The 23,999-nt window shown below is 59.7% G+C and carries 23 protein-coding genes; 18 read left to right on the forward strand and 5 right to left on the reverse strand.

The window, feature by feature from the left end:
• Nucleotides 1-62: 62 nt before the first annotated feature.
• The 4 genes from rnhA (at nt 63) to AC07XF_RS06485 (ending at nt 4,560) form a co-directional block, all read left to right on the forward strand.
• Nucleotides 63-515: a ribonuclease HI gene (gene rnhA / locus AC07XF_RS06470; RefSeq protein ID WP_108215886.1), complete on the forward strand. Its 453-nt coding sequence runs from the start codon at nt 63-65 to the stop codon at nt 513-515.
• A 194-nt stretch (nt 516-709) separates the two neighbouring features.
• Nucleotides 710-1,468, forward strand: coding sequence for a DNA polymerase III subunit epsilon (gene dnaQ / locus AC07XF_RS06475; protein WP_007979124.1), 759 nt, complete (start codon nt 710-712; stop codon nt 1,466-1,468).
• 207 nt (nt 1,469-1,675) lie between these two features.
• Entirely contained in the window at nt 1,676-3,931 is a 2,256-nt protein-coding gene (locus AC07XF_RS06480) for an Orn/Lys/Arg family decarboxylase (protein WP_495025845.1), read from the forward strand.
• A gap of 14 nt (nt 3,932-3,945) precedes the next feature.
• A complete protein-coding gene (locus AC07XF_RS06485; protein ID WP_495025846.1) occupies nt 3,946-4,560 on the forward strand; it encodes a GNAT family N-acetyltransferase in 615 nt (204 codons plus the stop codon).
• On the opposite strand, the gene AC07XF_RS06490 is transcribed toward AC07XF_RS06485, so the two are convergent.
• Entirely contained in the window at nt 4,526-5,419 is an 894-nt protein-coding gene (locus tag AC07XF_RS06490) for a LysR substrate-binding domain-containing protein (RefSeq protein WP_495025847.1), read from the reverse strand. The two genes, AC07XF_RS06485 and AC07XF_RS06490, sit on opposite strands and share 35 nt — an antisense overlap.
• Before the next feature lie 88 nt (nt 5,420-5,507).
• Nucleotides 5,508-5,735 carry a hypothetical protein gene (locus AC07XF_RS06495; protein WP_495025848.1) on the reverse strand — a complete coding sequence of 76 codons (228 nt, stop codon included), beginning with the start codon at nt 5,733-5,735 and terminating at the stop codon, nt 5,508-5,510.
• A 175-nt stretch (nt 5,736-5,910) separates the two neighbouring features.
• On the opposite strand from AC07XF_RS06495, the gene AC07XF_RS06500 reads away from it, so the two are divergent.
• Nucleotides 5,911-6,471 carry an NADPH-dependent FMN reductase gene (locus AC07XF_RS06500; RefSeq protein ID WP_495025849.1) on the forward strand — a complete coding sequence of 187 codons (561 nt, stop codon included), beginning with the start codon at nt 5,911-5,913 and terminating at the stop codon, nt 6,469-6,471.
• Here the strand turns inward: AC07XF_RS06500 and AC07XF_RS06505 are convergent.
• Nucleotides 6,468-7,154, reverse strand: coding sequence for a TetR/AcrR family transcriptional regulator (locus AC07XF_RS06505; RefSeq protein WP_495025850.1), 687 nt, complete (start codon nt 7,152-7,154; stop codon nt 6,468-6,470). The genes AC07XF_RS06500 and AC07XF_RS06505 overlap by 4 nt on opposite strands.
• 54 nt (nt 7,155-7,208) lie before the next feature.
• Between AC07XF_RS06505 and AC07XF_RS06510 the strand changes: the two genes are divergently transcribed.
• Nucleotides 7,209-8,312, forward strand: coding sequence for a DUF2855 family protein (locus AC07XF_RS06510; RefSeq protein WP_495025851.1), 1,104 nt, complete (start codon nt 7,209-7,211; stop codon nt 8,310-8,312).
• 169 nt (nt 8,313-8,481) lie between these two features.
• Here the strand turns inward: AC07XF_RS06510 and AC07XF_RS06515 are convergent, their stop codons facing one another.
• A complete protein-coding gene (locus AC07XF_RS06515; protein WP_495025852.1) occupies nt 8,482-9,432 on the reverse strand; it encodes a DUF1853 family protein in 951 nt (316 codons plus the stop codon).
• Nucleotides 9,433-9,549: 117 nt separating this feature from the next.
• On the opposite strand from AC07XF_RS06515, the gene AC07XF_RS06520 reads away from it, so the two are divergent.
• From AC07XF_RS06520 to AC07XF_RS06555, 8 genes are all read left to right on the forward strand, one after another.
• Nucleotides 9,550-10,440: an NAD(+) kinase gene (locus AC07XF_RS06520; protein ID WP_011333623.1), complete on the forward strand. Its 891-nt coding sequence runs from the start codon at nt 9,550-9,552 to the stop codon at nt 10,438-10,440.
• Nucleotides 10,440-11,411, forward strand: coding sequence for a metallophosphoesterase (locus tag AC07XF_RS06525; protein WP_495025853.1), 972 nt, complete (start codon nt 10,440-10,442; stop codon nt 11,409-11,411). Before AC07XF_RS06520 ends, AC07XF_RS06525 begins: the two co-directional genes overlap by 1 nt.
• On the forward strand, nt 11,408-12,277 hold the full coding sequence (locus AC07XF_RS06530; protein ID WP_495025854.1) for a rhomboid family intramembrane serine protease: 870 nt from the start codon (nt 11,408-11,410) through the stop codon (nt 12,275-12,277). Before AC07XF_RS06525 ends, AC07XF_RS06530 begins: the two co-directional genes overlap by 4 nt.
• 33 nt (nt 12,278-12,310) lie before the next feature.
• Nucleotides 12,311-12,571 (forward strand): YeaC family protein, encoded by a 261-nt coding sequence (locus AC07XF_RS06535; RefSeq protein WP_007988613.1) that lies wholly within the window; start codon nt 12,311-12,313, stop codon nt 12,569-12,571.
• Nucleotides 12,568-13,398: a DUF2797 domain-containing protein gene (locus AC07XF_RS06540; RefSeq protein WP_495025889.1), complete on the forward strand. Its 831-nt coding sequence runs from the start codon at nt 12,568-12,570 to the stop codon at nt 13,396-13,398. The genes AC07XF_RS06535 and AC07XF_RS06540 overlap by 4 nt, the downstream gene beginning before the upstream one ends.
• Nucleotides 13,399-13,408: 10 nt before the next feature.
• Nucleotides 13,409-16,066, forward strand: a complete 2,658-nt coding sequence (gene pepN / locus AC07XF_RS06545) for an aminopeptidase N (protein WP_495025855.1) — start codon at nt 13,409-13,411, stop codon at nt 16,064-16,066.
• A 1,190-nt stretch (nt 16,067-17,256) separates the two neighbouring features.
• Entirely contained in the window at nt 17,257-18,309 is a 1,053-nt protein-coding gene (locus AC07XF_RS06550) for a WD40/YVTN/BNR-like repeat-containing protein (RefSeq protein WP_495025856.1), read from the forward strand.
• Nucleotides 18,310-18,337: 28 nt separating this feature from the next.
• Nucleotides 18,338-20,722, forward strand: a complete 2,385-nt coding sequence (locus AC07XF_RS06555; protein ID WP_495025857.1) for an efflux RND transporter permease subunit — start codon at nt 18,338-18,340, stop codon at nt 20,720-20,722.
• A 172-nt stretch (nt 20,723-20,894) separates the two neighbouring features.
• Here the strand turns inward: AC07XF_RS06555 and AC07XF_RS06560 are convergent, their stop codons facing one another.
• A complete protein-coding gene (locus tag AC07XF_RS06560) occupies nt 20,895-21,614 on the reverse strand; it encodes a FadR/GntR family transcriptional regulator (RefSeq protein WP_495025858.1) in 720 nt (239 codons plus the stop codon).
• 205 nt (nt 21,615-21,819) lie between these two features.
• Between AC07XF_RS06560 and AC07XF_RS06565 the strand changes: the two genes are divergently transcribed.
• The 4 genes from AC07XF_RS06565 (at nt 21,820) to AC07XF_RS06580 (ending at nt 23,999) form a co-directional block, all read left to right on the forward strand.
• A complete protein-coding gene (locus AC07XF_RS06565) occupies nt 21,820-22,158 on the forward strand; it encodes a DUF5629 family protein (protein WP_495025859.1) in 339 nt (112 codons plus the stop codon).
• Nucleotides 22,151-23,320: a lactonase family protein gene (locus AC07XF_RS06570; RefSeq protein ID WP_495025890.1), complete on the forward strand. Its 1,170-nt coding sequence runs from the start codon at nt 22,151-22,153 to the stop codon at nt 23,318-23,320. Before AC07XF_RS06565 ends, AC07XF_RS06570 begins: the two co-directional genes overlap by 8 nt.
• A 156-nt stretch (nt 23,321-23,476) precedes the next feature.
• Nucleotides 23,477-23,656 (forward strand): hypothetical protein, encoded by a 180-nt coding sequence (locus tag AC07XF_RS06575; protein WP_495025860.1) that lies wholly within the window; start codon nt 23,477-23,479, stop codon nt 23,654-23,656.
• A 217-nt stretch (nt 23,657-23,873) separates the two neighbouring features.
• Nucleotides 23,874-23,999, forward strand: coding sequence for a hypothetical protein (locus tag AC07XF_RS06580; RefSeq protein ID WP_495025861.1), 126 nt, complete (start codon nt 23,874-23,876; stop codon nt 23,997-23,999).

Consider the following 23,999-nt stretch of genomic DNA (forward strand, 5'->3'; position numbering starts at 1 on the left):
CCCGGCTTCGGGCGTCGTCGATCAGCGATCGGCGGGCCAGCGCATTTTCTGGATAGATTGGCATGAGCGATAGCGTAGAACTGTTCACCGACGGCGCCTGCAAGGGCAACCCTGGCCCTGGCGGCTGGGGCGCATTGCTGGTGTGCAAGGGCGTCGAAAAGGAACTCTGGGGCGGCGAAGCCAATACCACTAACAACCGCATGGAGCTGATGGGCGCGATCCGTGGCCTGGAAGAGCTCAAGCGTCCCTGCGACGTGCTGCTGGTGACCGACTCCCAGTACGTGATGAAAGGCATCAATGAGTGGATGGACAACTGGAAGAAGCGCGGCTGGAAAACCGCAGCGAAAGAGCCGGTGAAAAACGCTGACCTGTGGAAATTGCTCGACGAGCAGGTCAACCGCCACAAGGTCACCTGGAAATGGGTGCGCGGGCACATTGGCCATCACGGCAATGAACGGGCCGACCAGTTGGCCAACCGTGGCGTCGATGAGGTGCGCGGGTACAAGCAAGGTTGATTCAGGTTCAACCGATGGACCGAGTCATGGCCTTCGCGAGCAAGCCCGCTCCCACAATGTTCTCCATATGCCACAGATCCCTTATGGGAGCGGGCTTGCTCGCGAAGGCGGCGACTCGGTGTATCTGAAAGACCCCGGCAAGCGTGATAACATCGCCGCTTTTGCACGATTGACCGATTGAGAGCTGAGCACTGATGGCCACCAGATCCGTTGTACTCGACACCGAAACCACCGGCATGCCGGTGACCGACGGCCACCGGATTATCGAAATCGGTTGTGTCGAGTTGATCGGCCGGCGCCTGACGGGCCGGCACTTTCACGTGTACCTGCAACCCGACCGCGAAAGTGACGAGGGCGCCATCGGCGTCCACGGCATCACCAACGAGTTCCTCGTGGGCAAGCCGCGTTTTGCCGAAGTGGCCGAAGAGTTCTTCGAGTTCATCAAGGGTGCGCAGCTGATCATCCATAACGCGGCGTTCGACGTTGGCTTCATCAACAACGAATTCGCCCTGATGGGGCAGCAGGACCGCGCGGACATCACGCAGCACTGCACGATCCTCGACACCCTGATGATGGCCCGGGAACGTCACCCGGGGCAGCGCAACAGCCTCGACGCCTTGTGCAAGCGCTATGGCGTCGACAACTCCGGCCGTGAACTGCACGGCGCCTTGCTCGACTCCGAGATTCTCGCCGACGTCTACCTGACCATGACCGGTGGCCAGACCAGTCTGTCCCTGGCCGGTAACGCCTCCGATGGCAATGGGTCCGGTGAAGGGGCGGACAATTCGGCCACCGAGATTCGCCGATTGCCGGCGGATCGCCAGCCGACGCGCATCATCCGCGCCAGCGAAGATGACCTGGCCCGTCACGCGGCGCGCCTGGAAATCATCGGCAAATCCGCTGGTGCCCCGGCGTTGTGGGTGCAGCTGGCCGAGGCTGAAGCGCAGGCGTAGATATTTCGAAAGGATCGCAAGGGAATGTGTAACCCTGTAGGAGCTGTCGAGTGAAACGAGGCTGCGATCTTTTGATCTTCGAGTAACCGCACCGCTGGCATGCATCTGATGACCCATTTCGGGGCGTGACACTCGCCACATCCGCTGCAACACTCTAACCTGAGGTGACTGGCAGGCTCTGGTCTGCCGCCTCAGGACACTGAGCTCATGTATAAAGATTTGAAATTCCCGGTCCTGATTGTCCATCGGGACATCAAGGCCGACAGCGTCGCCGGCGACCGAGTGCGGGGGATTGCCCGAGAGCTGGAACAGGAAGGATTCAGTGTCGTTTCGGCGGTGAACTACACCGAAGGGCGGCTGGTGGCGTCGACTTACCATGGCCTGTCCTGCATGTTGATTGCGTCTGAGGACGCCAGCACCCATTCCCATTTGTTGCAAAACATGGCCGAACTGATTGGTCTGGCGCGGGTGCGTGCGCCGGATCTGCCGATCTTCGCCCTGGGCGAAAAAGTGACCCTGGAAAACGCGCCCGCCGATGCCATGGCCGAGCTCAACCAGTTGCGCGGCATTCTTTACCTGTTTGAAGACACCGTACCGTTTCTCGCCCGACAGGTGGCCCGCGCCGCGCGCAAATACCTCGATGGCCTGCTGCCACCGTTTTTCAAGGCATTGGTGCAGCACACGGCGGACTCCAACTACTCCTGGCACACCCCCGGGCACGGCGGCGGTGTGGCTTATCACAAAAGTCCGGTCGGGCAGGCGTTTCACCAGTTTTTCGGGGAAAACACCCTGCGCTCGGATCTTTCAGTGTCGGTGCCGGAGCTCGGCTCATTGCTTGATCACACCGGCCCCCTGGCCGAAGCCGAGTCGCGCGCGGCGCGCAACTTTGGTGCCGATCACACCTTTTTTGTGATCAATGGCACCTCCACGGCCAACAAAATTGTCTGGCACTCGGTGGTCGCTCGCGATGACCTGGTGCTGGTGGACCGCAATTGCCACAAGTCGGTGTTGCATTCGATCATCATGACCGGCGCCATCCCGCTGTACTTGTGTCCGGAGCGTAATGAACTGGGGATCATCGGCCCGATTCCCCTGAGTGAGTTCAGCCGCGAATCAATCCAGGCCAAGATCGACGCCAGTCCGCTGACCAAGGGGCGTTCGCCGAAGGTCAAGCTCGCCGTAGTGACCAATTCGACGTATGACGGCCTCTGCTACAACGCCGAGCTGATCAGGCAGCAACTGGGCAACAGCGTTGAGGTATTGCACTTTGACGAGGCCTGGTACGCCTATGCGGCGTTTCATGAGTTTTTTGCCGGGCGCTACGGCATGGGCACATCCCGTGACGAAGACAGCCCGCTGGTATTCACCACCCATTCGACCCACAAGTTGCTGGCAGCTTTCAGTCAGGCGTCGATGATTCATGTGCGCGATGGCGGCGCGCGGCAACTGGATCGGGATCGCTTCAACGAAGCATTCATGATGCACATCTCGACCTCACCGCAGTACGGCATCATCGCCTCGCTGGATGTGGCTTCGGCGATGATGGAAGGTCCGGCCGGGCGTTCGCTGTTGCAGGAAATGTTCGATGAAGCCCTGAGTTTTCGCCGGGCGCTGGCCAATTTGCGACAACACATTGCCGCTGATGACTGGTGGTTTTCAATCTGGCAACCGCCGTCGGCAGAAGGCATCGAGCGGGTCGTCACCGAGGACTGGTTGCTGCAACCCGATGCCGACTGGCACGGCTTTGGTGGCGTGACCGACGACTATGTGTTGCTCGACCCGATCAAGGTCACGCTGGTGATGCCGGGGCTGACGGCCGGTGGCGCGCTCAGCGAGAGCGGGATTCCGGCGGCGGTGGTCAGCAAGTTCCTTTGGGAGCGTGGCCTGGTCGTCGAGAAGACCGGGTTGTATTCGTTCCTGGTGTTGTTCTCCATGGGCATCACCAAAGGCAAGTGGAGCACGCTGCTCACCGAATTGCTGGAGTTCAAGCGCAGTTATGACGCCAACGTCAGTCTGGCCAGTTGCCTGCCCTGCGTGGCGCAAGAGAATGTCGCGCGCTATCAGGGCATGGGCCTGCGTGATTTATGCGATCAGTTACATGCCTGCTATCGCAGCAATGCCACCGCCAGGCACCTCAAGCGCATGTACACCGTACTGCCGGAAGTCGCGATGAAACCGGCGGACGCCTATGATCAATTGGTGCGAGGTGAAGTCGAAGCCGTGTCGATCGATGCGCTGGACGGGCGAATCGCCGCGGTGATGCTGGTGCCGTATCCGCCCGGTATTCCGCTGATCATGCCTGGCGAGCGCTTTACCGAATCGACCCGCTCGATCATCGATTACCTGGCGTTTGCCCGCACGTTCGATAGCAGTTTCCCGGGGTTCGTTGCTGATGTGCACGGATTGCAACACGAAGAGCAGGGCAGTGGACGGTGCTACACCGTCGATTGCATCAAGGAGTGAGGACCTTTCCCAGTATGCAGCCGGTCATAAATCCGAATTATCCAGGGTTGTCGGTACGGGTTGCCGATGAAGGTTTTGCCGCCTACATCTGGGGCAGTGATTTCAGTTTTGAAGTCGCGGCCTACGGTGCGGCCGAAATCGGCAAACCGGTAGCGCAGTGGCCGGTCACCCCGATCACGCCTTATCGCAAGTGCTACGGCATCGATCCGGAGGAGTTCAGCAGTTTTCGCGATGCTGCCGACAGCGCGATTTTCATGGCTTATCTGGATGACCAGCCCGTGGGACACCTGGTGGTCAGTACCAACTGGAACGGTTTTGCCCATATCGACGAATTGGCGGTGCATGCACCGGCCCGACGGCATGGTGTGGCCAAGGCCCTGCTGGATGTGGCGCAATTCTGGAGCCGCAAGAAAAAACTCCCGGGCATCATGCTCGAAACCCAGAACAACAACCTGGGGGCCTGCAGGCTCTATGAACGCTGCGGTTACGTGATTGGCGGGATCGACCACCTGCGCTATCGCGGCATTGATCCGAACACCGCTGAAGTGGCGCTGTTCTGGTATCGGATGTTTGAAAATCCGCTGGAAAATCGGCTCAGTTCGTCATCATCGCCGCGGCTTGTTCCGTGATGATGGCCAACAAGGTCTGGACCGCCGGTGAAGGCTCGGTGTTTTTCAGGGACAAGGCGTAGAGACTGATCGGGACGGCTGGTGCCAGCGGGCAGGCGTCGAGTCCCGAGGCTTTGGCGCCGAGGGCGGTGAAGGGGTCGACGATGGCCAGGCCTTCGCCGGCCTCGACCATGCTGCGCATCATCTGATGCGTCTGGACCCGGGTCTGAATCACTGGGGCAGGGCGCAAGCCGTGCAGTTTGTTGTCCAGCGCCGGGCTCAGCGGGTCGTGCCCTTCCAGGCCGATCATCGATTGACCGGCCAGATCCTGCACTGAAATGTATTTCTGTTTCGGTTGCAGCCAGCCGTGGGGGGCGAGCAACTGAAGTTTGCCCTGGGCAATCACCTGGCAATCGAGGTCGGCGTGATCGGGGTCATGCAGGCTCAGGCCCAGGTCGCTTTCACGCAACAGCAGGCTTCTGACGATGTCGCGGGTGGGCTGGCTCAGGAGTGTGCAGGGTGCGTCGGGCAAGCGTCGGCGCAGGGCCGCGATGCTGTGTGGCAACAATTGGTTAGCCAGAGGCGGGGTGCAGATGATGCGCAGCGGCGGCGCCAGGTATTGCCTGAGGCTGTTGGCCAGGCGCTGTAGGGGTTCGAGCGCATCGTAGACCCGGACAATTTCCACCTGCAATTCCCGCGCTTCGCGGGTGGCCTGCAATCGTCCGCGCACGCTGGCGAACAACATGAAACCCAACTGATCCTCGGCGTCGCGCAGCAAACGCTCGACTTCGGCCACCGGCAACTGCAGCCATTCGGCGGCGGTGCCCAGGTGACCGGTCTGCAAGAGCGCCTGGATCACTTCGATATGGCGTAAGCGCATGCGTGAAGTCCATGTTCAGCAGGTGGAGGAGTCAGTGGCTGAATCCTACCCCAAGTCCGCGCATATGACTTCTGCTCATAACGACGAGTTATGAAACGCTGGTGGTTTGCGGTTCGCGGGTAATCGTAATGCCGGTTTGCACCAACAGAAATTCATTGTCGTCGACCTTATTGAGGCGGTCGCCAATGGCCAGCTTATAGCTGGTGACAGGCCCTGAGCCGTCTGCCGCCGGGGTGGAGTCCTGGAACTCGTGCACCGAATAAATACGGCCTTCCGCGTCTCTTGCATGGAACTGACCGACGAGTACTGCTGCCATCTGCTTAGAACCTCTGGAGATAAATCACTCAATTTGCGGCACTGTAGACCGTGCTTGGGCGAGGTAAGTTTTCCTACAGGAAAAAAATAGTCAGGGACGGTGTTTTCAGTCGCCCACTGCTGGAATCGTCATCTATAACTACAAGCTCTTCATATCGGACAGTCGAGAAACTCCCATGAGCAACGTCTATACGATCGCCGTGCTGGTCGGCAGCTTGAGAAAGGAATCGATCAACCGCAAGGTCGCACGGGCCCTGGTAGAACTGGCTCCGGCCAATCTCAAGCTCAACATCGTCGAAATTGGCGATCTGCCGCTCTATAACGAAGACATAGATGGCGCTTCACCGCCGGCAGCCTACAGCACTTTCCGACAACAAGTGAGCTCATCCGACGCGGTGTTGTTCGTGACCCCGGAATACAACCGTTCGGTGCCGGCGCCGTTGAAAAATGCGATTGACGTGGGCTCGCGTCCGTATGGCAAAAGTGCCTGGAACGGTAAACCGGGCGCCATTATCAGTGTTTCGCCGGGGGCCGTCGGCGGATTTGGTGCCAACCACAACCTGCGTCAATCCATGGTGTTTCTCAATGTGCCACTGATGCAGCAACCGGAAGCCTATCTGGGGAACGCCGGTTCGGCGTTCGACGAGGCGGGCAAGTTGTCCGAGTCGGTCAAGCCGTTCCTGCAAAACTTCATCAATGCCTATGGGCAATGGGTTGAACAGCACAAGAAAGTTTAATGTTTATTGGCCAGCGCTTCGTCCTGCGAAGCGCTGGCCAATCGGCTGCAAATCATCGATTCCATTTCCGACAGCCAGGCGGCAGTTTGCTCCGCCGCCGGTTGTGCCGTGACGCAATAGCGGCGACCGCCCCAGGCCATGATGACCCAGGCTTGAATAGTCGGTGCTGATGGCTGCATCGGCAAATCGCTGCAAGCAGCAAAGGCTTCACACCATTTTTGCGACAGTTCTTCGTACACCCTTCGATGATGTTTGGGTTCGGCGATCTGATGCTCGATGAGCGACACGGCATGGTTGAACAGGGGTTGCCGGGCATCGTCAGGGTCGCAGGTCAAGCACACAAGGCGCTTGATGCGCGTCGGCCAGTCCAGGTCGGTTGCCTGGATGACGTCTAGATCCAGTTGCGCCAGCAATACATCCAGGCGATGACGGATGTAACCCGACAGCAGGGCTTCCTTGCTCGGGAAATAGTCATACAGCGTGCCAATCGCCACGCCGGCTTCCAATGCCACTTCGCGGGTGGTCAGCCCGGACCAGCCGACACGCTGCCAAATCCGAACAAAAGCCTCGTAAATGGCCTCGACGGTGAAAATCGCCCGGGCCTGGCTCGGCCGTTTCAGCGGCTTGGCGCGGGAGTTGAGGGTAGGCGGGCTGCCCTTGGTATTTCCGAACCTGCTCTTCATCGGCTGTCATTACTCTTGAGTGACCCGCCAGCGTGTCGCAGCAGGAGACCGAACATGCAAGATTTCACCACGGTAACACGCCTGATTACCCGTAAAAATGCCCTGGACCAGAGCCGAATAGAGCAGGAGCAACGTAGCCTGATCCCGGAAGACGGCGAGGTCATTTTGAGGATTGATCGTTGCGCATTGACCACCAACAACATTACTTACGCTGCGTATGGCGATTCAATGAACTACTGGGGATTCTTTCCTACAGGCTTGGAGGATTGGGGCCACATTCCGGCCTGGGGATTTGCTGACGTCATTGCGTCAAAGGTGAAAGGCATCGCGGTGGGTGAGCGTTTCTACGGTTACTTTCCGCTTGCCAGCCACCTGTGGATGCGCCCGGAACGGGTCACCGAGCGTGGTTTTTACGATGCGGCCGAGCACCGGTTGGGGTTGATCTCGGCGTACAACCAATACACGCGTTGCAGTTGGGATTTGTACTACAGGCCTGAAACCGAAAATCTGCAGATTCTGCTCAAACCGTTGTTTCTGACCTCATCGATGCTGGCGGATTTCCTGCAGGACAATCGGTTTTTCGACGCGACCCGCCTGGTATTTTCCAGCGCTTCCAGCAAAACCGCCTACGGCACGGCCGTGTGTCTGGACAATCATTCGCAACTGGAGCGTGTGGCGCTGACATCCGCCGGCAACAAAGCATTTGTCGAAAACCTCGGCTGTTACGAACGCGTGGTGTCCTATGCCGAGTTGGCAAACCTCGCCGGTGACCGTCCTACGCTGTACGTGGATTTTTCCGGCGACCTGGATCTACGCGTTCAGGTCCACCAGCACTTTGCCGGGCAACTGGTCTACAGCTGCTTCGCCGGCTCTGCGCAAAGTACCGATGAGGCACGGCTGACGGCTATCGAGGGGCCGCAACCGGAGTTCTTTTTTGCGCCGATCCAGATCCGCAAGCGCAATGCCGAATGGGGGCCGGAAGGTGTCAGCCTGCATATTGGCGAAGGGTTGGTGCGGTTTTTCCAGCAAGTGACGGTGAGCGAAAAGCCATTGCTGGAAATCATCGAAAGCCGGGGTTACGAGGCGGCGCAAAGCGTGATTTCCCGTTTGTTCCATGGCCAGGTTCCACCCGTCGAGGGGCATGTGATTCGGTTGTAGGCGGGGCAGTCTTCGTGCATCCGGGGCTCCTCAGATAGACCGTGGTGACTTCTTCGCGAGCAAGCCCGCTCCCACATTTGATCCCGGTCGAGTACAGATTTTGTCTCCGCTGAGGATTACTGTGGGAGCGGGCTTGCTCGCGAAGTGGCCATGTCAGGCGATGCAAGGCTCAACTCTGCCCCGGCACATTCGGCCAAAGATCCGCCACCAGAAACAATCGCTCGGCTTCTTCCCAGTCGCCGTTGGCATTTTCCGTCAGGCGCACCAGCAATTGTGCCGGCGCCAGCGGGTCCAGGTCATTGAGCCACGCCTGCATCTGTTCAGGGTTCCAGGTGTGCTCCGCCGAATAATGCGCCGGCGCGAGCCAGGCGTGGCGGGGCAGGGGTTGCCAGCGACCGGGCGGGCTCTGGGCCAACAACGCCGGCCAATCCTTTTGATGCAACCAGCGACCTCGCAAATGCTGCGGATGGGCACCTGACGGCGGGTCGGCCTGTCCGGGCCACGGGTACAGCAAATATCCCCCCAGCCACAAATGGGCGCTGAAGGCCTGGATGTCCAGCGCCGCCAGCACCTCACGGCTTTCGGGACGTGCGGAAATCGGCAATTGATGCTGGCTCAAGTGTGCCAGTTTGCGGTCGAGCCGGTCGTGGCACCCCGGACCGAGCCACTGGGCGGTGTCGTGCCCGTCACCGGATTGCGGGCCGAGGTAGAGCTTGATCGCCAGTTCCAGGTGATGCACGCCGTCGCGGTCGCGCAGCAGCATGTCCAGTTCACCCAGGGTGTGCCCTTCGCGCCGAATCGGCATGTTGGCGGCAATCAGCTCAATGCCCGGCGCATGCTGCACGGCAAATTGCCAGAGGCGTTCGTAGTACAGGCCCAGACGCCGGGTCCGGGCCTGGGCCAGCCAGTGCAGCAAGCCATAACTGTCCCGGTCCAGCTGGCGCAGCCAATGTTCCAGCCTTTGCGGTGCCTGCACCCAGTCGCTGCCGGCCAACGGGTGACGTTGCGGCCACGGGGTATCGTCCAGCATGGGCGGCGCGAGGATGACCCACGCCAGGTCACGCACTTCGGGATGGCGTAACTGGTGGGGCAGGCGGAGCAAATCCGGAAATAGCATCATCTTGCGAGCATAGCCCGAAACCCGGGCACACCCTTGAAGCTGAAAGGATTTTGTCTACGGGCGCCTTTCGCCCATAATCGTGTTTTTCGCCGCCACGCAGATCCCCGCAGGAGCCCCATGGAGCAATTTCGCAATATCGGCATCATCGGTCGCCTGGGCAGTTCCCAGGTGCTGGATACCGTCCGCCGACTGAAACGGTTTCTGCTCGATCGTCACCTGCACGTGATCCTCGAAGATACCATCGCCGAAGTGCTGCCAGGGCACGGCCTGCAAACCTCGTCGCGCAAGATGCTCGGCGAAGTCTGCGACATGGTCATTGTGGTCGGTGGCGACGGCAGCCTGCTCGGTGCTGCCCGGGCGCTGGCCAAGCACAACATTCCGGTGCTCGGTATCAACCGCGGCAGCCTGGGTTTCCTCACCGACATCCGTCCCGATGAGCTGGAAATCAAGGTCGCCGAAGTACTGGATGGCCACTATCTGGTGGAAAACCGCTTCCTGCTGCAGGCCGAAGTCCGCCGCCACGCCGAGGCCATCGGCCAGGGCGATGCACTTAACGATGTGGTGCTGCATCCCGGCAAATCGACCCGGATGATCGAGTTCGAGCTGTACATCGATGGCCAGTTTGTCTGCAGCCAGAAGGCCGACGGCCTGATCGTCGCCACGCCGACCGGTTCCACCGCCTATGCGCTGTCCGCCGGCGGACCGATCATGCATCCCAAGCTCGACGCTATTGTGATTGTGCCGATGTACCCCCATACCTTGTCGGGTAGACCCATCGTGGTCGATGGCAACAGTGAGCTGAAAATCGTCGTGTCCAAGGATATGCAGATTTACCCGCAAGTCTCGTGTGACGGGCAGAACCATTTCACCTGCGCGCCGGGCGACACCATTACCGTCAGTAAAAAAGCCCAGAAGTTGCGGCTGATTCACCCACTCGACCACAACTACTATGAGGTCTGCCGGACCAAACTCGGCTGGGGCAGCAAGTTGGGGGGTGGAGGCGACTGATGCTCGATCCCGCGCGTAGCTACGACCTGATCGGTGACGTGCACGGTTGCGCTCTGACCCTGGAGCACTTGCTCGACCGACTCGGTTATCACAAGCAGGGTGGCGTCTGGCGGCACGCGTCGCGCATGGCGGTGTTCGTCGGCGATATCATCGACCGCGGCCCGCGGATTCGCGAGGCGCTGCACATTGTCCACGACATGGTCGAGGCCGGTCAGGCGCTGTGCATCATGGGCAACCACGAGTTCAATGCGCTGGGCTGGGCCACTCCGGCGCTGCCCGGCAGCGGCAAGCAGTTCGTGCGCGAACACACCCCGCGCCATGCCCGCCTGCTGCACGAAACCCTGACCCAGTTCGAAGACCATCCGGGTGACTGGCACGACTTCCAGCAATGGTTCTACCAGTTGCCATTGTTCGTCGATGCCGGGCGTTTTCGCGTGGTCCACGCCTGCTGGGATGCCGGGCTGATCGAGCCGTTGCGGGCGTTGTTCCCCAACGGTTGCGTCGACGAGCATTTTCTCCAGGCGTCGGCGGAGTCGGGTTCATTTGCCTGCACCGTGTTCGACCGACTGCTACGTGGTACGGACATGCGCTTGCCCCATGGCCTGACCATGACCAGCGGCGACGGCCTGGTGCGTTCGTTCTTCCGTACCAAGTTCTGGGAGGACGATCCGAAAACCTACGGCGACATCGTGTTCCAGCCCGATGCACTGCCGGAACCCGTGGCCCGGACTCCGCTGACGTCCACCGAAAAGAACAATTTGCTGCGCTATGGCATCGATGAGCCGCTGTTGTTCGTCGGCCACTACTGGCGCAGCGGCAAACCGGCGCCGATCCGGCCGAACCTGGCCTGCCTGGATTACAGCGCGGTGCTCTACGGCAAACTGGTTGCCTATCGACTGGATCAGGAAACCCGCCTGGATCCGCAAAAATTCGTCTGGGTCGATGTCGAGCGGCCGGAGGTGCTGCAATGAGTGCTGTAGCGGTATTGCGCCTGCCCCTGGCGGTGGACTTGAGCGGGTTCGTTACCCTGCTCAAGCGCATGCAAGTGCCCCATCGGGTCAGTGAAGAAGCAGGTGAGCAGGTGTTGTGGGTGCCGGACAATATCAGTGAAGACGTGCGTGCGCTGTACGAACGCTTTCCGGCGGGCGACCCCGATCAACAACTGGACATTCCAGTGGCGCAGACCCGGCATCGACCGGGCTTCGTCGAGCAGTTGAAATATGCCAGGGCCACCGCGCTGGTATTGCTGCTGAGCCTGATCGTCGGTGCGATCACGTTGCTGGGTGACAACCTTGAAACGATGCGCTGGCTGACCTTCCTCGAGTTCCGCGTGGTCGGCGAGTACCTCCACTTCACGCCTCTGGCCGACAGCCTGGCGGCGGGGCAGTGGTGGCGCCTGTTCACGCCGATGCTGATTCACTTCGGCATCCTGCACCTGGCGATGAACGGCATGTGGTACTGGGAACTGGGGCGGCGCATCGAGTCGCGCCAGGGCAGTATCAATTTGATCGGCCTGACCTTGCTGTTCAGCCTGGTGTCCAACTACGCCCAGTATTATTTCAGCGGTCCGACCTTGTTCGGCGGCTTGTCCGGCGTGCTGTACGGCCTGCTCGGGCATTGCTGGATCTTCCAGCTGCTGGCGCCGAACCCGGCTTATCGCCTGCCGCGTGGCGTGCTGGTGATGATGCTGGTGTGGTTGCTGCTGTGCCTGTCCGGGCTGGTCTCGATGATCGGCTTCGGCGAAATCGCCAACGCGGCCCACGTCAGCGGGTTACTCATCGGATGCTTCACCGGTTTGTTGGGCGGTTTGTATAACCGCCGTAAACTGGCCGCCTAATTCAAGAACATGCAATAAAGAGACGGAGACCCAATGTCCTCTTTCAATGAAATGATCAAGAACATCACCTCTGATATCTACGAGAGCCTGAAACTGGCCGTGGAAATCGGCAAATGGTCCGACGGTGGCAAACTCACCGCCGAACAACGCGAGCTGTCGCTGCAGGCGATGATCGCCTGGGAAATCCAGAACCTGCCCGAGGACCAGCGTACCGGCTACATGGGGCCGCAGGAATGCGCCTCGAAGTCGATCGAAGTGCCGAACATCCTGTTCAAGTCGGATGCCATCCATTGATCGAGATTGGCCGCGGTGCAATCAGCAAAATGTCGGCACGCCTTGACGGGTCGAATGTGCAGTACGCTTTGCGTCTGGGCGAAACCGAGGTGCCGGTCAATCCGTTGATCGGCACCTCGGTACGCCTGGAATACCTGGGTGCGATCCACTGCATCCATTGCGGACGCAAGACCAAAACCAGTTTCAGCCAGGGTTACTGCTACCCGTGCATGACCAAACTGGCCCAGTGCGACGTCTGCATCATGAGCCCGGAGCGTTGCCATTACGACGCTGGCACTTGCCGTGAACCGGAGTGGGGCGAGAAGTTCTGCATGACCGATCACGTGGTGTACCTGGCCAATTCGTCGGGGGTGAAAGTCGGGATTACCCGTGCCACCCAGTTGCCGACCCGCTGGCTCGACCAGGGTGCGAGCCAGGCCTTGCCGATCATGCGCGTATCGACCCGGCAACAGTCCGGTTTCGTCGAAGATCTGTTCCGTAGCCAGGTGGCCGACAAGACCAACTGGCGTGCTTTGCTCAAGGGCGATGCGGTGGCGGTGAACCTGGCCGAGGTTCGTGATCAACTGTTCGACAGCTGCGCTGAAGGCCTGCTGGGATTGCAGGAACGATTTGGCTTGCAGGCGATCCAGACGGTTACCGATGTCGAGCCGCTGGAAATCCGCTACCCGGTCGAGCAGTATCCGGCGAAGATTGTCAGCTTCAACCTGGACAAGAACCCGATTGCCGAAGGCACGCTGATGGGAGTCAAGGGCCAATACCTGATCTTCGACACCGGCGTGATCAATATTCGTAAATACACGGCTTACCAGCTCGCCGTGCATCAGTAAGGACTCCAGCATGCGCACCGAACAACCGAAGATGATTTACCTGAAGGACTATCAGGCGCCCGAGTACCTGATCGACGAAACACACCTGACCTTCGAGTTGTTCGAGGACCACAGCCTGGTCCATGCGCAACTGGTGATGCGCCGTAACCCCGAGCGTGGCCCGGGCCTGCCGCCGCTGGTGCTGGACGGCCAGCAACTGGAACTGCTATCGGTCACCCTGGCCGACCAGGAGCTTTCTGCAGCGCAGTATCAGCTGACCGAGAATCACCTGACCCTGCACCCGACCAGCGCTACCTTCACGGTCGATACCAGCGTCAGGATCCACCCGGAAACCAACACCGCGCTGGAAGGCCTGTACAAGTCCGGCACGATGTTCTGCACCCAGTGCGAGGCCGAAGGCTTCCGCAAGATCACCTATTACCTCGACCGCCCGGACGTGATGAGCACGTTCACCACCACGGTGGTCGCGGAACAACACAGCTACCCGGTGCTGCTGTCCAACGGCAACCCGATCGCTTCCGGTCCCGGCGAAGATGGCCGGCACTGGGCGACCTGGGAAGACCCGTTCAAGAAACCGGCGTACCTGTTTGCGCTGGTGGCCGGTGACCTGTGGTGCGTCGAAGACAGCTTCACCACCATGAGTGAGCGCAACGTCGCACTGCGCATTTACGTCGAGCCGGAAAACATCGACAAGTGCCAGCACGCCATGAACAGCCTGAAGAAGTCCATGCGCTGGGACGAAGAGGTCTACGGTCGCGAGTACGATCTGGACATCTTCATGATCGTCGCCGTGAATGACTTCAACATGGGCGCCATGGAGAACAAGGGCCTCAACATCTTCAACTCCAGCGCCGTGCTGGCCAAGGCTGAAACCGCCACCGACGCCGCGCACCAGCGGGTCGAAGCGATCGTCGCCCACGAATACTTCCACAACTGGTCGGGCAACCGCGTGACCTGCCGCGACTGGTTCCAGTTGTCGCTCAAGGAAGGCTTCACCGTGTTCCGCGACGCCGGTTTCTCCTCGGACATGAACTCGGCCACGGTCAAGCGCATCCAGGACGTGGCGTACCTGCGCACCCACCAGTTCGCCGAAGACGCCGGCCCGATGGCTCACGCCGTGCGCCCGGACAGCTTCATCGAGATTTCCAACTTCTACACCCTGACCGTGTACGAAAAGGGCTCGGAAGTTGTCGGCATGATCCACACCCTGCTCGGCGCCGAAGGCTTTCGCAAAGGCAGCGACCTGTACTTCGAACGCCATGACGGCCAGGCCGTGACCTGCGATGACTTCATCAAGGCCATGGAGGACGCCAACGCTGTCGACCTGACCCAGTTCAAGCGCTGGTACAGCCAGGCCGGTACACCGCGTCTGGCGGTGAGCGAATCCTTTGATGCGGCGGCGAAAACCTACAGCCTGACCTTCCGCCAGAGCTGCCCGGAAACCCCGGACAAGGTGCAAAAACTGCCGTTCGTGATCCCGGTCGAACTGGGGCTGCTGGACAGCAAGGGTGGCGAGATTGCCCTGCGTCTGGCTGGTGAAGCGGCGGCACAAGGTACTTCCCGGGTGATCTCGGTGACCGAAGCCGAGCAGACCTTCACCTTCGTCGACATCGCCGAACAACCGTTGCCATCGTTGCTGCGTGGCTTCTCGGCACCGGTGAAACTGAGCTTCCCGTACAACCGCGACCAGTTGATGTTCCTGATGCAGCACGACAGCGACGGCTTCAACCGTTGGGATGCCGGTCAGCAACTGTCGGTGCAGGTGCTGCAAGAGTTGATTGCCCAGCAGCAGAAGGGCGAAGCGCTGGTACTCGATCAGCGTCTGGTGTCCGCGCTGCGCACAGTGCTCTCGGATGACTCGCTGGATCAGGCGATGGTCGCCGAAATGCTCTCGCTGCCGAGCGAGGCGTACCTGACCGAAATCAGCGAAGTGGCGGATGTCGAAGCGATTCACACTGCTCGCGAGTTTGCCCGCAAGCAACTGGCCGATGCATTGTTCGATGGCCTGTGGCAGCGTTACGAGGCCAATCGCGATATGTCGAAGCAGACGCCGTACGTGGCCGAAGCCGAGCACTTTGCCCGTCGTGCCTTGCAAAACATTGCGTTGTCGTACCTGATGCTCAGCGGCAAGCCGCAAGTATTGGCGGCGACTCTGGAGCAGTTCGACGCGTGCGACAACATGACCGAGCGCCTGACTGCACTCGCCGTGTTGGTCAATTCACCGTTCGAAGCCGAGAAAGCCAAGGCACTGGCCAGTTTCGCCGAGCACTTCAAGGACAACCCGCTGGTCATGGATCAGTGGTTCAGTGTTCAGGCTGGCAGCGTGTTGCCGGGTGGACTGGCGCGGGTCAAGGCGTTGATGCAGCACCCGGCGTTCAACATCAAGAACCCGAACAAGGTGCGGGCACTGGTCGGTGCGTTTGCCGGGCAGAACCTGATCAATTTCCACGCTGCCGACGGTTCCGGGTATCGCTTCCTGGCGGATCTGGTGATCGAGTTGAACGGCTTTAATCCGCAGATTGCTTCGCGTCAATTGGCGCCTTTGACTCGCTGGCGCAAGTACGACAGCGCCCGTCAGGCTTTGATGAAGGGGGAGCTGGAGCGGATTCGTGCTTCGGGGCAGTTGTCCAGCGATGTGTTTGAAGTGGTTAGCAAGAGTTTGGCTTGATCTTGGCTTTTGAACTTGGCGGCCTTTGGGCCGACCAGGTTCTTGGTTGATTGAGTACATATCCGTTTCTTCGGTAACGGCGGCTTATGGTTTCGCCCTTACGGCGAGTCCCTTTTGGCAAACGCCCCAAAAGGAACCAAAAGGTCTCGCCCCTTACGTACGGCCCCTCGCTGGGGCTCGGCGTTCCTTCGCTCCGGCATTCATCCGGGGGCATCGCCTCCGGTCGGCTTCGCTTCGACCTCCTCTCGATGTGTTCGGCTTCGCCGAACGGCGCTGCGCGCCCACCCCCGGATGAACGCCTCCACTCAGCCTGCCGAGGGGGCGGGTGGATCAAGATCAAAAGCTGCAGGCGAGCTAACGCTCGGCCTGATGAGTGGTGAGGAGCGCGGGTGTACGCCGATCTGCTCCTGCTCTTCGTAGGAGCTGGCTTGCCAGCGAAGGCGACCTGCCAGCCGACCAGAATCTATCGGATGTACTGGGTCCCTGTGGGAGCGGGCTTGCTCGCGAAGGCGGTATGACAGCCAACCGAGTCCCATCTGGTTGCACCCGATTTTTCAGAACCCCTATCTGTTTTGGCTTTGGCTTTGGCTTTGGCTCTTGATCTTTTGCCCCTTCGGCAGGCCGAGCGTAGGTGTTCATCAGGGGGGGAGGCGCGTAGCGCCGTTCGACGAAGTCGAACACATCGAGAGGAGGTCGAAGCGAAGCCGACCGGAGGCGATGCCCCCTGATGGACACCGTAGCGAGGGAACACCGAGCTTTGGCGAGGTGCCGTACGTCGGGGCAAAGCCTTTTGCTTACTTTTCGGCGTTTGGAAAAGTGAGTCGCTGTAAGAGCGAAACCGTCAGCAGCCGTTACCGCAGCAATGGATATGTACACCGATTGAACAAGCAGCCGTTACCACAACAACGGATATGTACACCGACCACCGACCACCGACCCCAACCACCAAAACCGCAATCACCCCACCTGATAACCAACCATTCAGAACAAGCACGCATCCCCCCGGTTAACAAAAGATAACGTGGCGTCGATTGTCAGACATTAAAAAACACCGATAGGATAAGCCAGCTTCCGAAGGGGCTCTGGATTGCGGGTTTCAGGACTATGCTCTGAAACAGCCGGTCCAGACACACACCCTTGCGGCGCCCTGAAAGGTTGAACGGCCTAACAATAATAATGGGGGAAGGTCTATGAGTGAGCCTGTCATGGGTGTGGGTATCTGCCGCCCGCCGGCATTACGCAAATTCGCGTTGCTGGCTACAGCGCTCTCGCTGTTGGGCTCTGCCATGCTGTCGGCACCTGTGCTGGCCGCGGCGGCGCCAGCATCCGACGTTGTTTATTCCATTGAATCTGCCAAGGCTTCCAAAAGCCTGATGCTCGATATCGCCCACGCCGGCAAACGCCTGGTGGCGGTCGGGGATCGTGGGCACATCCTGTATTCCGATGACCAGGGCGCCACCTGGACCCAGGCCAAGGTCCCGACCCGGGCGTTGCTGACGTCGGTGTTCTTTGTCGATGACAAGCACGGCTGGGCCGTCGGCCATGACGCGCAGATCCTCGCCAGCGAGGACGGTGGCGTCACCTGGACCAAGCAATTCGAAGATCTGAAACGCGAATCGCCGCTGCTCGATGTCTGGTTCAAGGACGTCGACAGCGGCTTTGCCGTGGGCGCTTATGGCTCGCTGATGGAAACCACTGACGGTGGCAAGCATTGGGAAGACGCCAGCGACCGCCTGGACAACGAAGACCAGTACCACCTGAACGCGATCGCCGCAGTCAAGGACGCCGGGCTGTTCATCGTGGGCGAGCAGGGCAGCATGTTCCGTTCCGCCGATTGGGGCCAGACCTGGGAAAAACTCGAAGGTCCGTACGAAGGCTCGCTGTTTGGCGTGATCGGTACGGCGCAGCCCAATACGCTGCTGGCTTACGGCTTGCGCGGCAACCTCTACCGCTCCACGGATTTCGGCAGCACCTGGGAGCAAGTCGAGCTCAAGGCTGAACGCGGTGCTCTGGAGTTCGGGCTGTCCGGCGGCACGCTGCTCGACGATGGTTCCATCGTGATCGTCGGCAACGGCGGTTCGGTGATTCGCAGCAGCGACAATGGCGAAACCTTCAAGGTGGTCAACCGTCCGGACCGTATATCCGTCTCGGCAGTGACTGCGGCAGGCAATGGCAATCTGGTTCTGGCTGGGCAGGGTGGCGTTCGCGTCACTTCGCCAAACGGCACCGAGTCGGGCAAATGAGCCGGGTTAATAATAAGAAGGCGGAGCTATGACTTCCTTGAGCACTCATCACCAGGACAAGGCGACGTTTCTTGAGCGCCTGATTTTCAATAACCGTCCGGCAGTGATCTTCATCTGCCTGATGGTCAGCGTTTTCCTGTTCTGGCAGGCCACGCTGATCCGTCCATCCACCAGTTTCGAAAAAATGATCCCGCTGGAGCATCCCTTCATCCAGAAGATGATGGAGCACCGCAACGATCTGGCGAACCTGGGCAACACGGTGCGGATTTCGGTGGAAGCCACCGATGGCGACATCTTCTCCAAGGAGTACATGGAGACCCTGCGTCAGATCAACGACGAAGTGTTCTACATCTCCGGTGTTGACCGTTCCGGCCTCAAGTCGCTGTGGAGCCCGAGCGTACGCTGGACCGAAGTGACGGAAGAGGGTTTCGCCGGTGGTGAGGTGATCCCGCAAAGCTACAACGGCTCCCAGGCCAGCCTCGATTTACTGCGCAACAACGTGCTCAAGTCCGGCCAGGTCGGGCGGCTGGTGTCCAACGATTTCAAGTCGAGCATCGTCGACATTCCGTTGCTGGAGTCCTACCCGGACCCGCAGGACCAGGGCAAGCTGCTGGCACTGGACTACCGCCAGTTCTCCCACGAACTTGAAGACAAGATCCGCAACAAGTTCGAAGCGCAGAACCCGAACGTGAAGATCCACATCGTCGGTTTCGCCAAGAAAGTCGGCGATCTGATCGATGGCCTGGTGATGGTGGTGATGTTCTTCGGTGTCGCCTTCGTCATCACCCTGATCCTGCTGTACTGGTTCACCAACTGCATGCGCAGCACCGTGGCGGTATTGAGCACGACGCTGGTGGCGGTGGTCTGGCAACTGGGGTTGATGCATTTCTTCGGTTTCGGGCTCGATCCTTATTCGATGCTGGTGCCGTTCCTGATCTTCGCCATCGGTATTTCCCACGGCGTGCAGAAGATCAACGGGATCGCCCTGCAATCCAGTGAAGCGGACAACGCCCTGACGGCGGCGCGCCGCACATTCCGTCAATTGTTCCTGCCGGGGATGATCGCGATCCTCGCGGATGCGGTGGGTTTCATCACACTGCTGATCATCGATATCGGTGTGATCCGCGAACTGGCCATCGGCGCATCCATTGGTGTGGCGGTGATTGTGTTCACCAACCTGATCCTGTTGCCGGTGGCGATTTCCTACGTCGGCATCAGCAAGCGCGCCGTCGAACGCAGCAAAAAGGACGCGCATCGCGAACATCCGTTCTGGCGTCTGCTGGCGAATTTCGCCAGCCCGAAAGTCGCGCCGGTTTCCATCCTGCTGGCGCTGATCGCCTTTGGCGGCGGCCTCTGGTACAGCCAGAACCTGAAAATCGGTGACCTCGACCAGGGTGCTCCGGAGCTGCGTCCGGACTCGCGCTACAACAAGGACAACAACTTCATCATCAACAACTACTCGACCAGTTCCGATGTGCTGGTGGTGATGGTCAAGACCAAGTCTGAAGGCTGCTCGCGCTACGAAGCCATGGCGCCGATCGACGAGCTGATGTGGAAGATGCAGAACACCGAGGGCGTGCAGTCGGCGATTTCCCTGGTGACCGTATCCAAGCAAATGATCAAGGGCATGAACGAAGGCAACCTGAAATGGGAAACCCTGTCGCGTAACCCTGATGTGCTGAACAACTCCATCGCTCGCGCTGACGGCCTGTACAACAACAGCTGTTCCCTGGCGCCGGTGCTGGTGTTCCTCAACGATCACAAGGCCGAGACCCTGGATCGTGCGGTGCATGCGGTGCAGGAGTTCGCCAGGGAAAACAACAAGGAAGGCCTGGAGTTCATCCTCGCGGCCGGTAACGCCGGGATCGAGGCGGCCACCAACGAGGTGATCAAGAAGTCCGAGCTGACCATCCTGATCCTGGTGTACATCTGTGTGGCGGTCATGTGCATGATCACCTTCCGTTCGTGGGCAGCGACCTTGTGCATCGTGCTGCCGCTGGTGCTGACCTCGGTACTCGGCAACGCCCTGATGGCCTTCATGGGCATCGGTGTGAAAGTGGCGACCCTGCCGGTCGTGGCGCTTGGGGTGGGGATTGGCGTGGACTACGGCATCTACATCTACAGTCGCCTGGAAAGCTTCCTGCGTGCCGGTCTGCCGCTGCAAGAAGCCTACTACCAGACGCTGAAGTCCACCGGTAAGGCCGTGCTGTTCACTGGTCTGTGCCTGGCCATCGGTGTGTGCACCTGGATCTTCTCGGCGATCAAGTTCCAGGCCGACATGGGGCTGATGCTGACCTTCATGCTGCTGTGGAACATGTTCGGTGCGCTGTGGCTGTTGCCGGCACTGGCGCGGTTCCTGATCAAGCCTGAGAAACTGGCGGGACAGAAGGGCAATTCGTTGTTCGCCCACTGATCCATGCTGAAATGAAAAAGCCGCAACCTCAGGTTGCGGCTTTTTTATATCTGAATCCCACAAAACCCCTGTAGGAGCTGGCTTGCCAGCGATAGCGGTTTTACAGTCGGCGATGTTGTGGCTGACAGTCCGCCTTCACTGGCAAGCCAGCTCCTACAGGGCGTCAGGGTGGTCAGGCAGGATCGCTGCCCAGCACCAGATTCAACGCACTGCGCGCATCATCGAGTTGCACCAGGGCCGCATGCCGTGCGCCGAGGGCGTCGCGGTTTTCGATGGCGGTCAAAATCGCCTTGTGCAGGGGCAGCGCCAGTTCATGCGGGTTCGGCCGCTGGTTCGAATGCTTCAAGGCTTCGGCAATGGCCACCGAGAGCATGTTGCACAGGTTGGCCAGCAAGTCGTTGTGCGTGGCGTCGGCGATGCGACTGTGGAAATCCAGGTCCGGCTGCAACAGAGCCTGCGGTGTCGGTGCGGCCTCCATGCGTTGGTAAGCCTCACCGATGGACGCGATTTCGGCATCGGTCGCGAACTGCGCGGCGAGGGCGGCAGCGGCCGGTTCGATGATGCTGCGCACACTGGTCAGCAGGTCAAAAAACTGATTCTGCGGACTGCTTTGCATCAACCAGTGCAGCACGTCCGGATCGAGCATGTGCCAGTCCTTGCGCGGCTTGACCACGGTGCCGACCCGTGGACGGGAGTACACCAATCCCTTGGCGACCAGCACCCGGGTGGCTTCGCGCAAAACCGGGCGACTGACCGCATATTCTTCGCACAACAGCGCTTCGGCGGGCAGTTTGTCGTCCGGCAGGAAACGTCCCGAGACGATCTGCGTGCCCAGTTCCTGGACGATGCGCGAGTGCATGCTTTTGCGCTCGGAGGGTTTGCGGTAATCCATGGGGAACCACGCGATCCTGTGCTTTGAGGTGTCGCGCATGATAGCAGGCACGGCGCGAACTTGAGGCGGGCGTAGATCAAATGTGGGAGCGGGCTTGCTCGCGAAAGCGGAGTGTCAGCCAACAGAGATGTTGAATGATAAACGGCATTCGCGAGCAAGCCCGCTCCCACAGGTTGGTCATTCCAACCGAGGGAAATGGGGTGCTATGAGCTATCATTGGGTCTTTCTCATTCAAAGACTGATTGCCATGACTGCCCCAACCGACACCTTGCTCAATGCCCTCGAACACTGCGGAATGGTCGAAATCGACGGGCTGCATGCCTTCGAATTCGCCCTCGACGAGTTTGATAACCTGCACATTGAATGCATGGATGGCCGTGCGGCCAAACACTGGGAGTTCACCCCGGCACAGATCCAGGCCGCGACCTTCGACACCACGCTGCAAAGCTGGTTGATCACCGGTGACTCGGGTGAACACCGTTTGGTGTGCCTGGGCGATGTCGTCAGCGGTGACAACGAAGATGACGACCAAGACGATGCGTAACCTCTGGCCACTGTTGATGGCCGGCAGCATTGGCGCGATGGGCGTACAAACGGCGATGGCCGAGAGTGTCGAATTGCTGGTGGGCTCCTACACCGCCGGTCAAAGCCAGGGCATTTATCGCCTGGCTTTCGACAGCGCCACCGGGCAGATTGATGCCAAGCCCCTGCAAGTGATCAAAAGCGAAAACCCGTCGTGGCTGACCCTGTCGAAAGACCGGCGACACCTGTTTGTGGTCAACGAAAACGGCCCCGGTCAGACCGATCCGGTCGGGCGCGTCAGCAGTTACGCGATCGATCCCAAGACCCATGCGCTGAGCCTGATCAATCAGGTACAAAGCCTGGGCAACGAGCCGACCCATTCCAGCCTCAGTGCCGATGGCAGCCATTTGTTTGTCAGCAATTACTCGGTGGCCGAAGACCCGGGCGGCACCCTCGCGGTGGTGCCGGTGGCGGCCGATGGCAAGCTCAAACCGGTGGTGCAGCTGAGCAGCCACCCGGCGAGCCGGGTCAATCCCGAGCGCCAGGCCTCGGCCCACGTGCATTCGACGATCCCGTCTCCAGATGGCAAGTACGTGTTCGCCAACGACCTGGGGGCGGACAAGGTGTTTGCCTACCGTTTCGACCCCAAGGCAAACCCGGATCTGCCGTTGACCCCGGCCACCCCGGCATTCGTGCAGCTGCCGCCCGGCAGCGGGCCGCGCCACTTGCTGTTCAGCGCTGATGGCAAACACGCCTGGCTGACCATGGAGATGAGCGCTCAGGTGGCGGTGTTCGATTACCACGATGGCACGCTTGAGCAGACGCAGATGGTCGATCTGGCTGCCGGGCAACCGGTTTCAGACAAGGCTGCCGCGGCGTTGCATGCCTCTGCCGACGGCAAGTTCCTCTACGTCAGCAACCGTGGCACGGCCAATCAACTGCTGGTGTTTGCCATCGATCCGGCGACCGGCCACCTCAGTGAGCAGCAGCGTCGGGCGGTGGAGGGCGATCATCCACGGGAGTTCAGCCTCGACCCGAGTGGCAAATTCCTGTTGATTGCCAACCAGAAGAGCAACCAGATTGTCGTCGTCGAACGCGATGCCAAGAGCGGTCTGTTGGGTAAAACCGTGCAAAAACTGCCGATGGACGCCCCGAGCGACCTCAGGTTTCTGCTGCGTCAATAAGCCGCAGGCCCCGGTTGATGGGGCCTGCCTGCTTTTATTAATGACGCTGATATCTGGTACTGCTACAAAGCATTTCAAGGCATGAACCCTCGAGGGTTAAGTTTGCTTCACGGCCCTACCGGGCAAGCAAGCCAACTGAATCCGAGGAATACCGCCATGAACTTCAACATCTTCTCTGTCATCGCCGCCTCCGCCATTTCTGCCACCGTTGCGCTGCCAGCCAGTGCCAACATTGAAATCAGCGACAAAAAAACCCACACCCAGAGCTACACCCAGAAATACCTGCAACAGAGCGCCAACTTCTACGCCGCGCTGGATCACAAAACCCAAGCCTGAAAGTTCATCCCTGCCTTTATGCAGGAGCGAAGTCACTGATGATCGAAGACCGTGGTGTTGAAAGCCAAGTGTCGAAAACGATCAGAGTGATGTCGCTCCTGCATAACGCATTTGCGACAGTATCACTTTGATATCAATGCCGCGCTTGATATCACATGGCCATACGTTTAAATTGACGCTGATTTTTTGACTCCTCCTCACGGCAAGGATCGGCAGCATGGTGACGCGTCTGGCATTGGTTCTTCTATTTCTCTATTCAACCCCCATTTTGTCGGCAGCCGAGGCTGTTCCGGGTGAGCCGGATGCTGCCCGCGAACGCTTGATTAGTTTTATTGAAGACTGA

The sequence above is a fragment of the Pseudomonas sp. GW821-FHT01C01 genome (genome assembly GCF_059422645.1).